This window comes from Blastococcus sp. TML/C7B (assembly GCF_016612845.1).
Classification (GTDB): Bacteria; Actinomycetota; Actinomycetes; order Mycobacteriales; family Geodermatophilaceae; genus Blastococcus.
In genome coordinates this window covers 523517-541814 of sequence record NZ_JAEOAA010000001.1, presented here as the reverse complement: position 1 = coordinate 541814, position 18298 = coordinate 523517, and the positions used below count along the sequence as shown (strand labels likewise).

General features: G+C 75.5%; 11 protein-coding genes, 1 tRNA gene and 2 pseudogenes. 12 read left to right on the top strand and 2 right to left on the bottom strand.

What is annotated here, in order from left to right:
* The first annotated feature begins 14 nt into the window (after positions 1-14).
* Together JKP76_RS02660 and JKP76_RS23805 are read left to right on the top strand one after the other, a co-directional pair.
* Entirely contained in the window at positions 15-353 is a 339-nt protein-coding gene (locus JKP76_RS02660; protein WP_200491238.1) for a TadE family type IV pilus minor pilin, read from the top strand.
* Positions 350-682, top strand: a pseudogene (locus tag JKP76_RS23805) (Rv3654c family TadE-like protein); the annotation flags it as partial. The gene JKP76_RS02660 and the pseudogene JKP76_RS23805, both read left to right, overlap by 4 nt.
* A gap of 45 nt (positions 683-727) precedes the next feature.
* Here JKP76_RS23805 and JKP76_RS02650 read toward each other — a convergent pair.
* Positions 728-3172 carry a DEAD/DEAH box helicase gene (locus JKP76_RS02650; protein WP_309229422.1) on the bottom strand — a complete coding sequence of 815 codons (2445 nt, stop codon included), beginning with the start codon at positions 3170-3172 and terminating at the stop codon, positions 728-730.
* Between the two features lie 295 nt (positions 3173-3467).
* Here JKP76_RS02650 and JKP76_RS02645 point away from each other — a divergent pair, with 295 nt between their 5' ends.
* The 4 genes from JKP76_RS02645 (at position 3468) to topA (ending at position 10801) form a co-directional block, all read left to right on the top strand.
* Positions 3468-5732, top strand: a complete 2265-nt coding sequence (locus JKP76_RS02645; protein ID WP_200489438.1) for a sodium-translocating pyrophosphatase — start codon at positions 3468-3470, stop codon at positions 5730-5732.
* Between the two features lie 170 nt (positions 5733-5902).
* A complete protein-coding gene (locus JKP76_RS02640; protein WP_200489437.1) occupies positions 5903-6199 on the top strand; it encodes a type VII secretion target in 297 nt (98 codons plus the stop codon).
* Entirely contained in the window at positions 6196-7698 is a 1503-nt protein-coding gene (locus JKP76_RS23180) for an alpha/beta hydrolase (RefSeq protein WP_200489436.1), read from the top strand. Before JKP76_RS02640 ends, JKP76_RS23180 begins: the two co-directional genes overlap by 4 nt.
* A gap of 259 nt (positions 7699-7957) precedes the next feature.
* A complete protein-coding gene (gene topA / locus JKP76_RS02630; protein ID WP_309232815.1) occupies positions 7958-10801 on the top strand; it encodes a type I DNA topoisomerase in 2844 nt (947 codons plus the stop codon).
* Between the two features lie 28 nt (positions 10802-10829).
* Here topA and JKP76_RS02625 read toward each other — a convergent pair whose 3' ends face one another.
* Positions 10830-11633, bottom strand: a complete 804-nt coding sequence (locus JKP76_RS02625) for a trans-aconitate 2-methyltransferase (protein WP_200489434.1) — start codon at positions 11631-11633, stop codon at positions 10830-10832.
* A 112-nt stretch (positions 11634-11745) separates the two neighbouring features.
* On the opposite strand from JKP76_RS02625, the gene tmk reads away from it, so the two are divergent.
* The 6 genes and pseudogenes from tmk (at position 11746) to JKP76_RS02600 (ending at position 18188) form a co-directional block, all read left to right on the top strand.
* Complete coding sequence (gene tmk / locus JKP76_RS02620) at positions 11746-13983, top strand: dTMP kinase (RefSeq protein ID WP_200489433.1); 2238 nt, start codon at positions 11746-11748, stop codon at positions 13981-13983.
* Positions 13980-14777 (top strand): annotated as a pseudogene (locus JKP76_RS23175) (DNA polymerase III subunit delta'); the annotation flags it as partial. The gene tmk and the pseudogene JKP76_RS23175, both read left to right, overlap by 4 nt.
* A gap of 34 nt (positions 14778-14811) precedes the next feature.
* Positions 14812-15156, top strand: a complete 345-nt coding sequence (locus JKP76_RS23170) for a hypothetical protein (RefSeq protein WP_309232814.1) — start codon at positions 14812-14814, stop codon at positions 15154-15156.
* Between the two features lie 57 nt (positions 15157-15213).
* A tRNA-Thr gene (locus tag JKP76_RS02610) sits at positions 15214-15286 on the top strand.
* A gap of 188 nt (positions 15287-15474) precedes the next feature.
* The gene (locus tag JKP76_RS02605; RefSeq protein WP_200489432.1) at positions 15475-16977 is read left to right on the top strand and encodes a glycosyltransferase family 2 protein; all 1503 of its coding nucleotides are present in this window, start codon (positions 15475-15477) and stop codon (positions 16975-16977) included.
* Positions 16974-18188, top strand: coding sequence for an exosortase/archaeosortase family protein (locus JKP76_RS02600; RefSeq protein WP_200489431.1), 1215 nt, complete (start codon positions 16974-16976; stop codon positions 18186-18188). Before JKP76_RS02605 ends, JKP76_RS02600 begins: the two co-directional genes overlap by 4 nt.
* The last annotated feature ends 110 nt before the right edge of the window (positions 18189-18298 follow it).

The window sequence follows — 18298 nt, the reverse complement described above, 5'->3', positions numbered from 1 at the left end:
GTCGCGAGGCGGGCATGGTGACCGCCGAGACCGCGGTCGTCCTGCCGGTGCTGCTGCTCGTGCTGGTGTGCGCGGTCGCGGCGGTGACGCTGGTGGGCGCCCAGCTCCGCTGCGTCGACGCCGCCCGGGAGGGCGCCCGCGCCGCCGCGCGGGGCGAGGCCGACGCCGTGGTGGCCGAGCTCGCCGGCCGGATCGCCCCGGACGGAGCGGTCACCGCCGTCCGCCTCGCCGGGGACCGCGTCAGGGTCGTGGTGAGCGTCGAGGTGGCGCCGCTGGGCCCGGTGCCGCTGCGCACGCGGGTCTCGGCGGAGGCGGTCGCGCAGCGCGAGCCGGGCGCGGGCGGGCCGCCGTGAGGGGCGACGGCGAGCGCGGGTCGGCCACGGTCTGGGTGCTCGCGCTCGTCGGCGTGCTCGCGCTGGTGGGCCTGGCCGCGGTGCTGGTGGGGGCTGCCGCCGTCGCCCGGCACCGCGCCGGCAGCGCGGCGGACCTGGCCGCACTGGCCGCGGCCGCACGTGCGGTGCTCGCCGATCCGAGCGCCTGCGGGGCGGCCGGGGAGGTGGCGGCGGAGAACGCCGCGCGGTTGGACCGCTGCGCGGTCGATCCGGCCGGGACCGTCGAGGTGACCGTCAGCGTCCGGGTGGACCTGGGCCCGGTCGGGGAGCGCACGGCGACCGCGCGGGCCCGGGCCGGCCCGGTGGCGCCGGACCAGGGCCCGGCCGCCGGTGGCTCAGAAGACGAGGTCGGGCTCCGCCTCGACCGCGGGCTCCTCGACCACGGGCTTCTCGGCGGCGGGCTTCTCGGCGGCGGGCTGCTCGACGGCGATCTCCTCGGCGCCGGCCCGCTCCTCGACGAGGTCGGCGGCGACGGCGAGCTCGTCGAGCACCACGTCCAGCACGCGGACCGCGCCCGCCTTGTCCAGCGGGTCGTTGCCGTTGCCGCACTTGGGCGACTGGACGCACGACGGGCAGCCGCTCTCGCACTCGCAGCTGAACACGGTGGCCCGGGTCGCCCGCAGCCATTCGCGCAGCACCGCGAAGCCGCGTTCGGCGAAGCCCGCGCCGCCGGGATGGCCGTCGTAGACGAAGATCGCCGCCGTCCCGGTGTCGGGGTGCAGGGCCGTCGACAGGCCGCCGAGGTCCCACCGGTCGCAGGTCGCCAGCAGGGGCAGGATGCCGATCGCGGCGTGCTCGGCGGCGTGCAGCGACCCGGGGAGCGCCACCTCGTCGAGCTCCGCGCGTTCCACGGCGCGGTCGCTGAGGGTCAGCCAGACCGCGCGGGTGCGCAGCTGCCGCGGCGGGAGGTCCAGCGGGAACTCGGCGAGCACCTCGCCGGTCCCGAGCCGGCGGCGCTGGTAGGCCACCACCTGGTTGGTCACGTCGACGACGCCGGTGTGCGCGGTGACCGTGCCCAACCGGCGGCTGCGGTCGGTCGAGACGATCGACAGGTCGGTGATGTCGCGCGCCACGGTCGTCCACTCGGGGCTCTCGGGGTGCACCGCGGCGCAGGCGTCGGCCACGTCGTACTCGTCGACGACGAAGGTCTCGCCCCGGTGCACGTAGAGCGCGCCCTCGTGCACCGTCGCGTGGGCGGCGCCGCCGTCGACGGTGCCCAGCAGCCGCCCGGTCGCGCCCTCGATGATCGCCACCGGCTCGTCGCCGCTGCCCCGGATGTCGACGTCGGGGCGGCCGCGGCCGGCCCAGTACCAGCCGGCCGGCCGGCGGCGCAGCTGCCCGTCGGCGACCAGCTGCTCGAGCTGCGCCTCGGCCACCGGGCCGCCGAAGTCGGGCAGGTCGGCCGGGGTCAGCGGGAGCTCCGCGGCGGCGCAGCACAGCTGCGGGCCGAGCACGTAGGGGTTGGCCGGATCGGTGACGGTCGCCTCGATGGCGCGACCGAACACCGCCTGCGGGTGGTGGGCCAGGTAGTGGTCCAGCGGGTCGTCGCGGGCGACGAAGACGACGAGGGACTCCCGTTGCGCCCGCCCCGCCCGGCCGGCCTGCTGCCAGAGCGAGGCGAGGGTGCCGGGGTAGCCGGCGAGCACCACCGCGTCCAGGCCGGCGATGTCGATGCCGAGCTCCAGGGCGTTGGTCGTCGCGACCCCCAGCAGGTCGCCGGAGGACAGCGCCCGCTCCAGCTCGCGCCGCTCCTCGGGCAGGTAGCCGCCGCGGTAGGAGTCGACGCGGCGCACGAGATCGCCGCGGCCGCGGTCCTGCAGCAGCCGGCGGGCCTGGTCGGCGACGGATTCCGCGCTGCGCCGGGAGCGCACGAACGCCAGCGTGCGGGCCCCCCGCTCCACCAGGTCGGCGAGCAGCCCCGCGGCGTCGGCGGCCGCGGACCGGCGCAGCGGGGCGCCGTGCTCGCCGGTGTGCTCGGTGAGCGGCGGCTCCCAGAGGGCGAACGTCGCCCCGGGCCGCGGCGAGCCGTCCTCGGTCACCGCGACCACCGGCTCACCGACCAGCCGCGAGGCCGCCCCGGCGGGGTCGGCGACGGTCGCGGAGGCCAGCACGAAGACCGGCTCGGCGCCGTACCGCCGGCAGATCCGGCGCAGCCGTCGCAGCACGTGCCCGACGTGGGAGCCGAAGACGCCGCGGTAGGCGTGGCACTCGTCGATGACGACGTAGGCGACCCGGCGCAGCGTGCTCGACCACTTCTGGTGCGCCGGCAGGATCCCGCGGTGCAGCATGTCCGGGTTGGTGACGATCCAGCGGGCGTGCCGGCCGACCCAGTCGCGTTCCTCGCCGGGGGTGTCGCCGTCGTAGGCGGCGGGACGCACCGAGGGGTCGGCCAGCGTCGCCACCGCCGCCAGCTGATCGCGCGCGAGGGCCTTGGTCGGGGCGAGGTAGAGCACGCAGGCGCGGGGGTCCTCGGCCAGCCGGCTCAGCGCCGGGAGCTGGTAGGCCAGGGACTTGCCCGACGCCGTCCCCGTCGCGACGACGACGTGCCGGCCGGCGTGCGCCAGCTCGGCGGCCTCCACCTGGTGGGCGTAGGGCGCGGTCACCCCGCGGTCCTGCAGCCGCGCGCGCAGCGGCTCGCTCACCCACTCGGGCCAGGGCCGCGTGCGGCGTTCGCGCACCGGCACCGAGTGCACGTGGGTCACCGGCTGCTCGTCCTCGGCCGTGGTGGCGAGCAGCGAGGCCAGCAGCTCGGCGCCCGGCGGCGGCTGGAGGGTGGTCACCGGGGCCTCCTCGCTTGGTGCCGGCCGGTCCTGCGTCCGGCTCGTCGTGGGTTCCGCGGCGGGGTGCACCCGCTCCGCTCCACCACTGTCACACCCCGCGGCAACCCCCGGTCGGCCTGGCGCCGAGGACGGGTCGCCGGCGGGGAAGGACGCAGCGTCCAAGGGGGATGCACATCGTGTGATCTCCCTTACACTTCCGCGCGTTGCGGTGCGCCACCGTCACACCGCTTCGGCACCTCCGCCGCACCGGGGAGCAACGGCGCCTCCCGGCGGCGGTCGACGCTGGGAGGTACGCATGCCCGACGCTTCGCTGTCCGGCGGGGATACGGCGCTGGTCGCCGTCATCCTCGTCATCTCGCTGGCCGCCCTGGGCTTCGCCGCCTATCTGGTCAAGGCCGTCATGGCCGCGGACCAGGGCACGACGCGGATGCGCGACATCGCGCTGGCGGTCCAGGAAGGTGCCGCGGCCTTCCTGCGCCGGCAGTTCCGGACGCTGGGCGTCTTCGCCGTCATCGTCTTCCTGCTGCTGCTGGTCCTGCCCGTCGCCGACGGCGGGTGGGGGACCCGGGCCGGGCGCGCGGTGTTCTTCCTCGTCGGCGCGCTCTTCTCGGCGTCCGTCGGCTTCATCGGGATGACCCTGGCCACCCGGGCCAACGTCCGCGTCGCGGCCGCGGGCAACGCGGGCGGCTACCAACCGGCCTTCCGGATCGCGTACCGCACCGGTGGCGTGGTCGGCATGATCACCATCGGGCTGGGGCTCTTCGGCGCCGCCATGGCCCTGCTGCTCTTCGACGACACCGCACCGGTCGTCCTCGAGGGCTTCGGCTTCGGCGGCGCGCTGCTGGCCATGTTCATGCGTGTGGGCGGCGGCATCTTCACCAAGGCCGCCGACGTCGGTGCCGATCTCGTCGGCAAGGTCGAGGCCGGCATCCCCGAGGACGACCCGCGCAACGCCGCGACCATCGCGGACAACGTGGGCGACAACGTCGGCGACTGCGCGGGCATGGCCGCCGACCTCTTCGAGTCCTACGCGGTCACCCTCGTCGCCGCGCTGATCCTGGGCCAGGTCGCCTTCGGCCCGGTCGGCATGGTCTTCCCGCTGCTGGTCGCCGCCATCGGCGTCATCGCCTCGGTCGTCGGCGTGCTGGCCACCCGCCCCAACGCCGGGGACGCCAGCGGGATGGCACCGATCAACCGAGGTTTCTTCGTCGCCGCCGCGGTCTCCCTCGTGCTGGTCGCGGCCGCCGCCTTCACCTACCTGCCGAGCATCTCCGACGGCGTCGACATGGAGGTCAGCCCGCAGGTCCTCGGGTTCGTCGCCGTGCTCATCGGCGTCGTCCTGGCCGCCGCGATCCAGCAGCTCACCGGCTACTTCACCGAGACCAGCCGCAAGCCGGTCAAGGACATCGGCCGCAGCTCGCTGACCGGCCCGGCCACCGTGATCCTCTCGGGCATCTCGCTGGGGCTGGAGTCGGCCGTCTACGCCGCGCTGCTCATCGGCGGCGCGGTCTACGGCGCCTTCCTCATCGGTGGTGGCGCGGCCCTCTACGCCGTCGCCCTCGCCGGCTGCGGCCTGCTCACCACCGCCGGCGTCATCGTCGCGATGGACACCTTCGGCCCGGTGAGCGACAACGCGCAGGGCATCGCGGAGATGTCCGGCGACATCGACGAGGCCGGCGCCCGGGTCCTCACCGACCTCGACGCCGTCGGCAACACCACCAAGGCGATCACCAAGGGCATCGCGATCGCCACCGCCGTGCTGGCCGCGACCGCCCTCTTCGGCTCCTACAACGCGCAGATCAACGTCGCCCTCGAGGACGCCGGCGACACCCTCGGCGACGCGTTCAGCCTGGTGAACCCGAACAACATCGTCGGCGCCGTCATCGGCGCGGCCGTGGTGTTCTTCTTCTCCGGCCTGGCGATCAGCGCGGTCTCGCGGGCCGCCGGGCGGGTGGTGTTCGAGGTCCGGGAGCAGTTCCGCACCAAGCCCGGGATCATGGACTTCAGCGAGAAGCCCGACTACGGCGCGGTCGTCGACATCTGCACGAAGGACTCGCTGCGCGAGCTGGCCACCCCCGGGCTGCTCGCCGTCCTCGCGCCGGTCGCGGTCGGCTTCGGGCTCGGCTTCGGCCCGCTCGCGGCCTACCTCGTGGGCGCCATCGCGGCGGGCACCCTGATGGCGGTCTTCCTCGCCAACTCCGGCGGGGCCTGGGACAACGCGAAGAAGATGGTGGAGGACGGCGCCTACGGCGGGAAGGGCAGCGAGGCGCACGCCGCCACGGTCATCGGCGACACCGTCGGCGACCCGTTCAAGGACACCGCCGGCCCGGCCATCAACCCGCTGATCAAGGTCATGAACCTGGTGGCCCTGATCATCGCCCCGGCGGTCGTCAGCCTCTCGGTGGGCGAGGACGCCAACGACGCCCTCCGGATCGTGATCGCCCTGGTCGCGACGGCGGTGGTCGTGGGGGCCGTCGTGGTGTCCAAGCGTCGGTCGGTCGTGGTCGGCGAGGTCACCGCCCAGCCCGACGCGGGCTCCCTGACGACCACCGCTCCCTGATCCGCGCACACCGCGACCCTCCCGCCCGGAACGCCGGGTCGGGAGGGTCGCGGTGCGTTCTGTGGACGCCCGCACGCGTTGTGGACGACGGCCGGCACGACGTCGGCGCGGGTGCCTAGCGTCGCCGCCTCCCGTCCACCCCGGACGCGGAGCGACGACCGGGAGGCCGCATGGCACCGAGGATCTCCGTGCACCCCGGCGAGCTCGCTGCGCTCGCCGACGAGCTGTCCAGGCTGGCCCGCACCCTCGCCGAGGACGGCGACCGGTGCCGGGTCGCCGCCGGCACCCTGACCGGCGCGCTCGGCGGCCGGGAAGGAGCCGCCGCCGGCGCCGTGGCCGACCGCTGGGCGGTGCTGGCCGGGGCGCTCGCCGAGGGCACCGGGGTGGTCGCCGACGCGATCCGCTCGGCCGTCGAGGCCTACGCCGCCGTGGACCGGGAGCTCGCCGGGCGGATGGACCCGCCGTGACCGCACCGCTCCCCGCCGGACCGGGCGCCGCGGCGCGCCTGGCGGTCGTCGCGGGCTGGGACGTGCCCGGGGTGCGCGGCGGGCTGGCGGCGCTCGGCGAGCTGGACGACGGCTTCCCGGCCTGGCGGGCGCGGCTGGACGTCGTCGCCCGCACCCTGGAGGAGGGGCGTGACTGGTCCGGCCCGGCGGCGACGCAGGCGCGGGAACTGCTCCTGCAGCTGTCCTCCGCCGCGGCGTCGCTCGACGCGGGCTTCTCCGGCTCGCGCGCGGACTGCGCCCGGCTCCTGCGGGCGGCGATCACCGCGACCGACCGCGCGACCACCGCCCTGGCCCTCGCCCGCGAGCTGCCCGTCCCCCTGGACGCCGCCCTCGACGACGCGGGCACCCTGTCGGCCGCCGTGGACCGGCTGGTCCTCGGGCCGGCTGCGGTGGCGCCCGCGGTGACCGCCGCGCAGGAGGCGCTGGCTGCGGCCGAGGCGGTGCAGGCGGCCGCGGGACGGGCGGCCGGCGAGCTGCCCGCGCTCGTCGCCCTGCCCGGTGGGTCGATCGGTCCGGTCGGCCCGCCGCCCGCGCTCCCCGCCGCGGGCTCGCCTGCCCTCGTCGCCCGCTGGTGGGCGGCGCTCCCGCTGGCCGACCAGCTGTCGCTGATCGCCAGCGAGCCCGGGCGGGTGGGCGCGATGGACGGCGTGCCCGCCTGGGCGCGGGACCGCGCCAACCGGATCGCGCTCGGCGAGGTGCTCGCCGATCCGGCGGCCGGCGACGGGGTCCGGGCGGCCGCGCGGGTGGTCGACGAGCTGCTGGCGGGGGAGGAGCGCGCCGGGCGGAGCGCCCAGCTCCACCTCCTCGACCTGGCCGGCGACCGGGTCGCGGTGGCGTTCGGCGACGTCGACACCGCGGACGCGGTCGCCCTGGTCGTCCCCGGCATGGCCACCTCGCCGGCCGACGACCTCGCCGCCGTCTCCGGGGACGCGCGCGACCTGGCCCGCGCCGCGCGGGAGGCCGAACCGGGCGTCGCCGTGGCGACCGTGGCCTGGCTGGGCTACCGGGCGCCGCAGTTCCTCTCCGCGGCCGCCCGCGGGGCCGCGACGCGGGGCGGCGCGCTCCTCGACCGGGCGCTCGGCGGGCTGGCCGCGGCGCGGGCCGCGACCGGTGCCCCGCCGGCGCGGACGACGGTCGTCGCGCACAGCTACGGCACCGTCGTCGTCGACGAGGCCGCCGATCGGCCCGGTCGGCTGGCCGCCGATGCCCTCGTCCTGCTGGGCAGCCCCGGGATGGAGGAGACCGCCGCGGACCTGGAGGCCGCCGAGGTCTTCGACGCCGCGTCGCCGGCCGATCCGGTGTCGTGGGTGGGCTGGTTCGGCACCGAGACGTGGTCCCGGGCGTTCGGCTCCACGGGCCTCCCGGCGGACGCCGGAACGGGCCACTCGGGGTGGTTCGACCCCGACCGGCCGACGCTCGCCGCCGTGGGGGAGGTGGTCGTGGGCACGCGCCCGGGCTGACCCCTCGGCGGGAGGCCCCTTCCGCCCGCGGGAACAGTCGCGCAGCATGCACGTTCGGCAAGGGGACGGCACGCCCACCCGGGCTCGTCCCGGGCGCGCCGTCGGCAGGGTGGCCTACCGTGGCCCGCCGAGGGGGCATCCACGTCGCGGCACCGCGCCGTGCGAAGCCCCCGTCCGGATGCGGGCACCACCCGCAGAGCGCCGGCCCGCAGCACAGCACCACACAGCACCACCCCCAGGCACCACCGACAGGAGCACCGTGCCCACGAAGACCACGCAGACCGGGAGCGAGAGCACCGAGCCGACCGCCGGGGGCGCCAAGACCCCGCGACGGGGCTCGGCCGCGGCCGGCGGCAAGCCGCTGGTCATCGTGGAGTCGCCCACCAAGGCCACCAAGATCGCCGGCTACCTGGGCAGCGGCTACGTCGTCGAGGCCAGCGTCGGGCACATCCGCGACCTGCCGCGCAACGCCGCGGACGTCCCGGCCGAGCACAAGGGCGCGTCCTGGGCCCGCCTGGGCGTCGACGTCGACAACTCCTTCGAGCCGCTCTACGTCGTGAGCCCCGACCGCAAGCAGCAGGTCAGCCGGCTCAAGCAGCTGGTCAAGGGCGCCAGCGAGATCTACCTCGCGACAGACGAGGACCGCGAGGGCGAGGCCATCGCCTGGCACCTCATCGACACCCTCAAGCCGCGCGTGCCCGTCCGCCGCATGGTCTTCCACGAGATCACCCCCGAGGCGATCGCCCGCGCCGTCGCCAACCCGCGCGAGCTCGACACCGCCCTGGTCGACGCCCAGGAGACCCGCCGCATCCTCGACCGGCTGTACGGCTACGAGGTCAGCCCGGTGCTGTGGAAGAAGGTGCTGCCCAAGCTGTCGGCCGGCCGCGTGCAGTCGGTCGCCACCCGGATCGTGGTGGAGCGCGAGCGCGAGCGCATGGCGTTCCACGCCGCCGACTACTGGTCGCTCGAGGGCACCTTCGCCGTCCCCGGGACGGTGACCGGCGCCGACGAGGGCGAGCCGACCACGGTGCGCGCCAAGCTGGTCAGCGTCGACGACAGCCGCGTCGCCACCGGCCGCGACTTCGACGCCGCCACCGGCCGGGTCTCCGGCGACGTGGTGCACCTCGACGAGGCCGGCGCCCGCGGGCTGGCCGCGCGGCTCGAGGGCCGCCAGGTCACCGTCGCCCGGGTCGACGAGAAGCCCTACCGCCGTCGCCCGTACGCGCCGTTCACGACCTCCACGCTGCAGATGGAGGCCGGGCGCAAGCTCGGCTGGTCCTCGGCGCAGACGATGCGCGTGGCGCAGCGGCTGTACGAGAACGGTCACATCACCTACATGCGGACCGACTCGACGAACCTCTCCGACGAGGCGATCAACGCCGCGCGGAGCCAGGCCCGCGAGCTGTACGGAGACGCGTACGTGCCGGCGGAGGCCCGCCGCTACAAGAGCAAGGCCAAGGGCGCGCAGGAGGCGCACGAGGCCATCCGCCCCGCGGGCGACAGCTTCCGCACCCCCGGCCAGCTCGCCGCCGAGCTCGCCCGCGACGAGTTCCGCCTCTACGAGCTGATCTGGAAGCGCACCGTCGCCTCGCAGATGGCCGATGCCGTGGGGCAGACCGTCAGCATCCGGCTGGCCGGCCGCAGCGCCACCGACGAGGCGGTCGAGTTCACCGCCAGCGGCCGGACCATCACCTTCCCCGGCTTCCTCAAGGCCTACGTCGAGTCGCAGGACGAGGGCCGGCAGGGCACCGGGGACGACGACGAGGGCGGCGACGACGCCGAGCGCCGGCTGCCCCGCCTGGAGCGCGGGCAGCAGCTCGACACCCAGGAGCTCGACGCCAAGGGCCACACCACCAGCCCGCCGGCCCGGTACACCGAGCCCAGCCTGGTCGCCCGGCTCGAGGAGCTCGGGATCGGCCGCCCGTCGACGTTCGCCTCGATCATGCAGACCATCCAGGACCGCGGTTACGTCTGGAAGAAGGGCAACTCGCTGGTGCCCTCCTTCATCGCGTTCGCGGTGGTCAACCTGCTCGAGCAGCACTTCACCCAGCTCGTCGACTACCAGTTCACCGCCTCGCTGGAGGAGGAGCTCGACCAGATCGCCGGCGGCAACCTGCAGCGGGTGGACTGGCTGACCGAGTTCTACTTCGGCGTCGAGGGCCGCAACACCGGGGGCATCGCCGAGTCCGGCGGGCTCAAGCACATCGTCGGCCAGCGGCTCGAGGAGATCGACGCCCGCGGGGTCAACAGCATCCCGCTGCGCGCGACCACCCCCGACGGGGAGCCGGTCGTCGTCCGGGTGGGCCGGTACGGCCCCTACCTGCAGGCCGGCGAGGACGGCGGGCGGGTGAGCATCCCCGAGGACCTCGCTCCCGACGAGCTCACCGAGGAGAAGGTCCGGGAGCTGCTCGAGGCGCCGTCGGGCGACCGCGAGCTGGGCACCGACCCGGAGTCGGGGCTGCCGGTGGTCGTGAAGGCCGGGCGCTACGGCCCCTACGTCACCACCGTCGTCCCCGAGGGCAGCAAGGAGTCCCCGCGGACGGCCAGCCTGTTCGCCTCGATGTCGCCGGAGACGGTGACGATCGAGGACGCGCTCAAGCTGCTGACGCTGCCCCGCACCGTCGGGTCCACGCCCGAGGGCGAGGAGATCCAGGCGCTCAACGGCCGCTACGGGCCCTACATCAAGAAGGGCACCGACTCCCGGTCGCTGGACAGCGAGGAGAAGCTGTTCAGCATCACCCTGGACGAGGCGCTGGCGATCTTCGCCCAGCCCAAGCAGCGGGGCCGCGCCGCGGCCAAGGCACCGCTGAAGGAGCTCGGCCCCGATCCGGTGACCGAGGGCGTGGTCACCGTCCGCGAGGGCCGGTTCGGGCCGTACGTGACCGACGGCGAGACCAACGCCAGCCTGCGCAAGGGCGACGACGTCGAGACGATCACCATCGAGCGCGCCGCCGAGCTGCTGGCCGATCGCCGCGCGGCCGGCCCGGCCAAGAAGAAGAAGGCCGCGAAGAAGACCACGGCCAAGAAGACCGCCGCGAAGAAGGCCCCGGCGAAGAAGGCGGCCACGAAGAAGGCCGCCGCGGAGCCGGTCGCCACCAGCTGAGCCGGTCCCGGCCGCCCCGACCCCGTGGTCAGGACGGCCGGGTGCCGACGGCGAAGATCCGGCGGAACGGCAGCACGGTCGTGCCGTCGGCGCGCTCCGGGTAGGCGTCGCGCAGCGCGGCGGCGTGCTCCGCGGTGAACGCGGCGGCGTCCGCCGCGCCGAGCCGGGCGAGCACCGGCCGCAGCACCGTGCTGCGCACCCAGCCGAGCACCGGGTCGGACCCGGTCAGCACGTGCAGGTAGGTGGTCTCCCAGACGTCGGCGGCCAGCCCGGCCGCGCCGAGGACGTCGAGGTACCCGGCCGGCTCGAGCACGGCCGACGGCGACGGTGCCGCACCGGCGACCCGGGCGGCCCACCTCGGCGAACGGCACAGGTCGGCCAGCAGCGCGTGCGTCGGTGCCCGGGAGTTGCCCGGCACCTGCACCGCCAGCGCGCCGCCCGGCGCGAGGTGCCCCGCCCACCGCTCCAGCAGCCGGTCGTGGCCGGGGACCCAGTGCAGCACCGCGTTGCTCACCAGCACGTCGACGGGGCCGTCGGGCCGCCAGTCCCGCACATCACCGAGCCGGAACTCCAGCCCCGGCCGGGCGGGCGCGGTGGCCAGCATCGCGGGCGAGGAGTCGACGCCGGTCACCCGCGCGGCCGGCCAGCGGTCGGCCAGCAGTGCGGTCGCCGAGCCCTCGCCGCAGCCCAGGTCGACCACGACGGCCGGGGCGGCGACGTCCACGCGGGCGACCAGGTCGAGGAACGGTCGCGCCCGCTCGCGGGCGTTCCGCAGGTAGACGGCGGGATCCCAGTCGCCGTCCGACGGTTCCGGCTGCTCGTCCGCGCGCACGCCGGGACGCTAGCCCCCCGGACGGCCGAAAGGGATCGGGATCGTCGGTGCCGGCCGGTAGCGTGAGCTCTCCGGGGCCAGCTCCGCCCCCTCCGCCACGAACCCGGGAGCCGTGATCCAGCCCGACCCGACGCCACCGGTGCCGCCGCGCGATGAGCCGGCGACGCCGGACGAGCGGACCGCACCCCCGGCCGACGGCCTGCCGCCGGCGGCGACGCCGGTCGCGCCGGACGGCGGCGCCCGGCCGGGCGTCGGCCTGGTCGCCAAGCTGCGCGCGGTGCTGCGGGTGCGCGACTTCCGCAAGCTGTGGCTGTCGATGTCACTGTCCAGCTTCGGCGACTGGCTGGGCCTGCTGGCCATCACCGCGACCGCGACGGCGCTGGTGGACGGCTTCGCGGCGGCCAACTTCGCCCTCGGCGGCGTGCTGCTGTTCCGCCTGCTCCCCGCGATCGTGCTCGGCCCGCTGGCCGGCGCGTTCGCCGACCGCTTCGACCGCCGCAAGACGATGGTCGTCACCGACATCCTCCGGTTCGGCCTGTTCGCGTCGATCCCGATCGTCGACGAGCTGGTCTGGCTGTTCGTCGCGCAGTTCCTCATCGAGGCGATCAGCCTGTTCTGGATCCCGGCGAAGGACGCCGCCGTCCCGAACATGCTGCGCAAGGACCAGCTGGAGCCGGCCAACCAGCTCTCCCTGGTGACCACCTACGGGCTGACGCCGGTGCTCGCCGCGGTCGTGTTCGCGGTGCTGAACTCGACCGACGGCTGGCTGCAGACCTGGCTGCCCGACGTCGACCAGGTCGACGTCGCGCTGTACCTGAACGCCCTCACCTTCCTCGTCGCCGCCGTCGTCATCTGGCGGCTGCCCTCGATCAGCGGCCGCCGGGCCGCCGACGCGGTCACCGAGCGGGAGAGCTTCCTCGGCTCGCTGAGGAACGGCTTCTCCTTCGCCGGGCACACGCCGTTGGTCCGGGGCCTGGTCGTCGGCATCACCGGCGCCTTCGCCGCCGCCGGCGTGATCATCGCGACCGGCCAGGCGTACTCGAACGCCCTCGGTGGTGGCGAGTCCGCCTACGGGCTGCTGTTCGGCGCCGTCTTCATCGGGCTGGGGCTCGGCATCGCGCTGGGGCCGAGCGTGGCCCACGACCTGGCCCGCGAGCGGCTCTTCGGCATCGCGATCGTCGGCGCCGGGATCATGGTCGTGATCATGTCGTGGACGTCCACGCTGTGGGTCGCGCTGCTGCTGGTGGTCCTCATGGGCTTCTTCGCGGGCATCGCCTACCTGGCCGGCTTCACGCTGCTCGGCACGGAGGTGCAGGACGAGGTGCGCGGCCGCACCTTCGCGATCGTCCAGTCCCTGGTCCGGGCCGCGCTGATCCTGTCGCTGGCGGTCGTGCCCTTCGGGGTGGGGCTGATCGGGCGGCACTCGGTCGACCTCGGCGTCGTCACCCTCCCGGTCACCGGCGAGCGGATCATGCTGCTGGCCGCCGGGCTGCTCGCCGTCGGCGTCGGGCTGCTGGCCTACCGGCAGATGGACGACGGCCGGCCGGTCCCGCTGCTCGCCGACGTCGTCACCGCCCTGCGCCGGGACACCACCGCCCGGCGCCGGCTGGCCGGGGGCGGGGTGTTCATCGCCTTCGAGGGCGGCGAGGGCGCCGGCAAGTCCACCCAGGTCAAGCGCTTGCAGGAGTGGCTGACCAACGAGGGGCTGGTGGCCCGCACCACCTTCGAGCCGGGCGCGACGCCGTCGGGCGCGGGCATCCGGGCGATCCTGCTGGACCGGTCGCACACCGCCATCGCCCCCCGCTCGGAGGCGCTGCTCTACGCCGCGGACCGCGCCCAGCACGTGCACGACGTGCTCCGGCCGGCCCTCGACGCCGGCGAGGTGGTCATCACCGACCGGTTCGTGGACAGCTCGCTGGCCTACCAGGGCGCCGGCCGCACGATCCCGCTGGACGACGTCCGGATGCTCTCCCGCTGGGCCACCGGCGGGCTGCGCCCCGACCTCACCGTGCTGCTGGACCTGCCGCCGGAGACCGGGCTGGCCCGCGCCCGCGGCCGGTCGGTGGCCGACCGCATGGAATCGGAGTCCCTGGAGTTCCACCAGCGGGTGCGGCAGACCTTCCGCGCCCTGGCCGAGAGCGACCCCGACCGCTACCTCGTGCTGGACGCCACCCGCGACCTCGACGAGCTCGCCGCCGCCATCCGCGTGCGCGTCGCCGAGCTGCTCTCCGGGCTGCCGCTGCAGACACTCCCGCAGACCGACCCGGAGCGCACCCAGGGGGCGGCCCCGACGCCGGTGCAGCGCCACCCGCACGCCCAGACCGGCCCGACCCCGCAGCTGCACCCATGAGCGTGGTGGCGGGCCAGGGCGTCTGGGCGAAGGTGATCGGCCAGCCCGCGGTGGTGGCGGAGCTGCGGGCGGCGATCGACGACCCCACGGCGATGACGCACGCCTGGCTGTTCACCGGCCCGCCGGGATCCGGCCGGTCGGTGGCCGCGCGGGCCTTCGCCGCGGCGCTGCAGTGCCCCGACGGCGGCGACGGCACCTGCCACGCCTGCCGGACGGTGCTCGCCGGGACGCACGCCGACGTGACGGTGATCGTCCCGGACGGGCTGTCCATCGGGGTCAACGAGGCCCGCGAGCTGGTGCGGGTGGCCGGGCGGTCGCCGTCCCAGGGCCGGTGGCAGATGATCATCGTCGAGGACGCCGACCGGATGAGCGAGTCCGCGTCGAACGCGGTGCTCAAGATGATCGAGGAGCCGCCGCCGCGCACCGTGGTGATGCTGTGCGCGCCGAGCCTGCACCCCGACGACGTCCCGGTGACCATCCGCTCGCGCTGCCGCGTCGTCGCGCTGCGGACCCCCACGGTCGCGGCCATCTCCGAGGTCCTGGTGGCCGACGGCGTCGACCCGGCGCTGGCCGCGTGGTCGGCCGCGGCCTCCGGCGGCCACGTGGGCCGGGCCCGCCGGCTGGCGCGGGACGAGGAGGCGCGGCTGGCCCGCAAGGCGGTGCTCGACGTCCCGCTGCGGCTGGTCTCCCTGGCCGCCTGCATGGACGCCGCCGACGACCTCGTCGGGGCCGCCAAGGAGGAGACCGAGGCGGCCACCGAGGTGCTCGACGGCGCCGAGACCGACGCGCTGAAGAACAGCCTGGGAGTGGGCAGCGCGCGGGCCGGGCGTGGTCGCGGCCAGCAGGGGGAGCGCCGGCCAGCTCAAGGAGCTGGAGAAGCGGCAGAAGTCGCGGGCCACCCGCATCGGACGGGACTCCCTGGACCGGGCGCTGGTCGACCTCGCCGGGCTCTACCGGGACGCGCTGGTGCTGGCGGCGGCACCGTCCGGGGAGCTGCCGCTCAACCACCCGGACCGCCGCGCGGACGCCGTGGAGCTGGCCCGGCTGATCGGCCCCGAGGGGGCGCTGCGCCGGATCGACGCCATCCTCGACTGCCGGACGGCGCTGGAGCAGAACGTCAAGCCGCAGATCGCGCTGGAGGCGCTCACCGTCGCCCTGCGGCTGCCCGCCTGACCCCCGGCCCCTGCGCCGGATCGCGGCGGCGGTGCCGTAGTCTGTGCGGGCACGTCCGCCGCCTTAGCTCAGTCGGTAGAGCATCTCACTCGTAATGAGAAGGTCGTCGGTTCGATTCCGACAGGCGGCTCTGCCAGGGATCAGCGGGTCCTCCCTCCGGGGAGGGCCCGCTGTCTCGTTCCCGGGGTCCGCGACCCCATGCGCCCCGTCCGTGCAGGGTCGGTGGTTCCACTACAGATCCGGCGCCGCATTGCCGATGAACAGGACCGACGAGTGCGTCGGGCAGCGTGCGGATCGCGGGGGAGGAAGCCGGCAGTGGTGGCATCGACGCCCGGCAGCGACGGGCTAGCGCCCGCGCCCGCCGTGGCGGCCGGGCCCGGGCACGCGGCGTCACCCGAGGGCCGGCCGTGGGTGCTGGCGGCGTACGGCGTCGTGACGACCGTGGCCCTGGTCGTCTTCGGCGTCGACCCGACGCTGGGCGTCATCGCCGGAGCGCTCAACGTCGTCTTCGCGGTCTTCTTCATCCGGCACCTCTCCTTCGCCGTCGCCGCCGCGCGGTGGGCCGAGCGCGACCTCCTGGCCGCGGACATCGGCCTGGGGGACTACACCCCGGACGTCGCGGTCCTCGTCGGCTGCAAGAACGAGGAACTGGTCGTCGACGGCATGGTCAGCGCGCTGCTGGCCCTGGACTACCCGGCCCACCGGCTGACCCTGGTCGTGGTCGACGACGGATCGGACGACGACACCGGTCCGAAGCTGGACGCGTGGGCCGCCCGGGAGCCCCGGCTGCGCGTGCTGCACCGGCCCCCGGGCGCCGGCGGGGGGAAGTCCGGTGCCCTCAACGACGCCCTGGCACTCGTCGAGGCCGAGGTCGTGCTCGTCTTCGACGCCGACCACGAGCCGGAGCCTTCGGCGCTGCGCCGGCTGGTCCGGCACTTCCGCGACCCCACGGTCGGCGCGGTCATGGGCCGGTGCGTCATCCGCAACGGCAAGGACTCGTCCATGGCCGGGACCGTCTTCGTCGACTACCTCTCCGGCTACCTGGTCAACGAGTACGGCCGCCAGGCCCTGTTCGAGCTGCCCGCCTACGGTGGCGCCAACTGCGCCGTGCGGATGTCGACGCTGCGCGCACTGGGCGGCTGGAACCCGGAGACCGTCACCGAGGACACCGACCTCACGCTGCGGATCCTCATGGCCGGCCAGCGGGTGCGCTTCGACGTCACCGCGATCGACTTCGAGGAAGCGGTCGTCACCGCCCAGCGGTTCTGGAAGCAGCGGTACCGGTGGGCGCGCGGCCACCAGAAGTGCCTGCGCGACTACTGGCGTCCGCTGATGCGCTCCCCGCACCTCTCGCTGCTCGAGAAGGTCGAGACGACGCTGTTCCTGCTCGTCTACCACGTGCCGGTGCTCAGCGGGCTGGGGCTGCTGCTCACGGTCCTGCGCGCCTTCGGCATCGGCGACCTGCCCGCCGTCGCGGTGCTGCCCCTGTCGATGCTGCTGTTCGTCGGCCCCCTGGCCGAGCTGTGCGTGGGCCTGCTCGTCGGCCGGGTCGAGCGCCGGTCGGCCTGGCGGCTGCTCGGCTTCCTGCCCTCGTTCGCGCTGGCGGTGGTCATCACCACCCGGGCCTACGTCGACGGGATGCTCGGCCGCCCGTACACGTGGGTGAAGACCTCCCGCTCCGGCGCGACGTCCACGGTCCGCCCGGCTGCGGTCGCGCGGGCGGAGAGCGCCGGCCCCGCTGCCGTGCCCGCGGGGGCGCCGACCCGCCCGCGGACCTTCGCCCTGAGCGGCCCGCGGCCCGCGGAGGTGGGGGAGCGATGACGTCCGTCGCCGCCGACCCGGCGCCCGCGGTGTCCCGCAGGGCCGGCCTCGTCCGCCGGGGGAGCGCCCGCCGGCTGTTCCCCGTGGCGCTGGACCTGGTCCTCGCGGCGCTGATCTGCTTCGTCGGCTTTCGCTACCTGACCGATCCGCTGCGCGAACTCGAAGCGCTCGGCCTCGCCCAGGTGGTCTCCTGGATCGAGCCGGGGCGGGCCTCGGACATCCTGCCGGGGCACGTCCTGCTCTTCCCCGAGCGCGGCGGCATGATCGACGCCGTCGTCACGGCCTCGTGCTCGTCGATCCTGTCGGTGCTCGGGCTGACCGCCCTCACCGCCGTCATCCTGCGCGGTCGCAAGCTCCACGCGGTCGCCGGGCTGCTGGTCGCCGTCGCCGCCCTCCTCGTGCTCAACCACGTGCGGCTGCTGCTGTCGGCCCTGGCCGGCATGTGGTGGAGCGACGCCGCGCTCGTGCTCTTCCACGACTGGGTCGGCACGCTGTGGAACCTGGCCGCCACCCTGGGCGGGTTCCTGCTCATGGTGTGGTTCGCCCTGCCGACCCTTGAGCGGGCGGAGCAGGACGTCGCGGGCCGGCACACCGCCCGCCGTCCCGACAGCTGGGCCCGACCCGGGCTCGGCTACCGGGCGCCGGAGGTCGAGGAGGCCCGGAAGCCGGGCCGACGGAGGACGTCGATCACCGGCCTGCTGCACCGCTACGTCTACCCGGCCCGGCTGTCCGCGTGGCTGGGCGCCCGACGGGAGGCCGGGCGGATCGACTACCGCATCGGTCACCTCCCGGTGTCGGCGCGCATCGCGCGCGTCCGGGCGCTGGTCTCCGACGGTCTCGGCGCGCACCCGGCCTCGCTGGTCGCGGTCGCCTCCTACGACGAGGACCCGCTGGTCCTCGACGCCCTGGCGCAGGCGGTCGCGGCGCGCCAGTGGGAACCGGTCACGAACCACCGCGTGGCCGCCCTCCGGCTGTGGGCCCGCGGCTGGCTGCTGGCCCGCGGCCCCGGGAACGAGCCCGACGACCCGGTGCACGCCGTCGAGGAGCCGCACCTCCTCGACGGGACCGTCCGCATCCCGGCCGTGACGGTCACCCGCATGGCGGTCCCGCCGCCGCCGCCCACCACCGGCCCGGACGGGCTCACCCGGCACCGCCGGCTCAGCTTCGCCCGCCCGCTCCCCCCGCAGACGCCACCAGGAGACGCCTCGTGACCTCCACCCTCGACGCGCCGCCGCCCGCGCCCAGCGGCCCGGACGCGCACGACGCCCCCGCCGTTCTCGTCACCGGAGCGGGCGGACCGGCCGGGATCGCGGTCATCCGC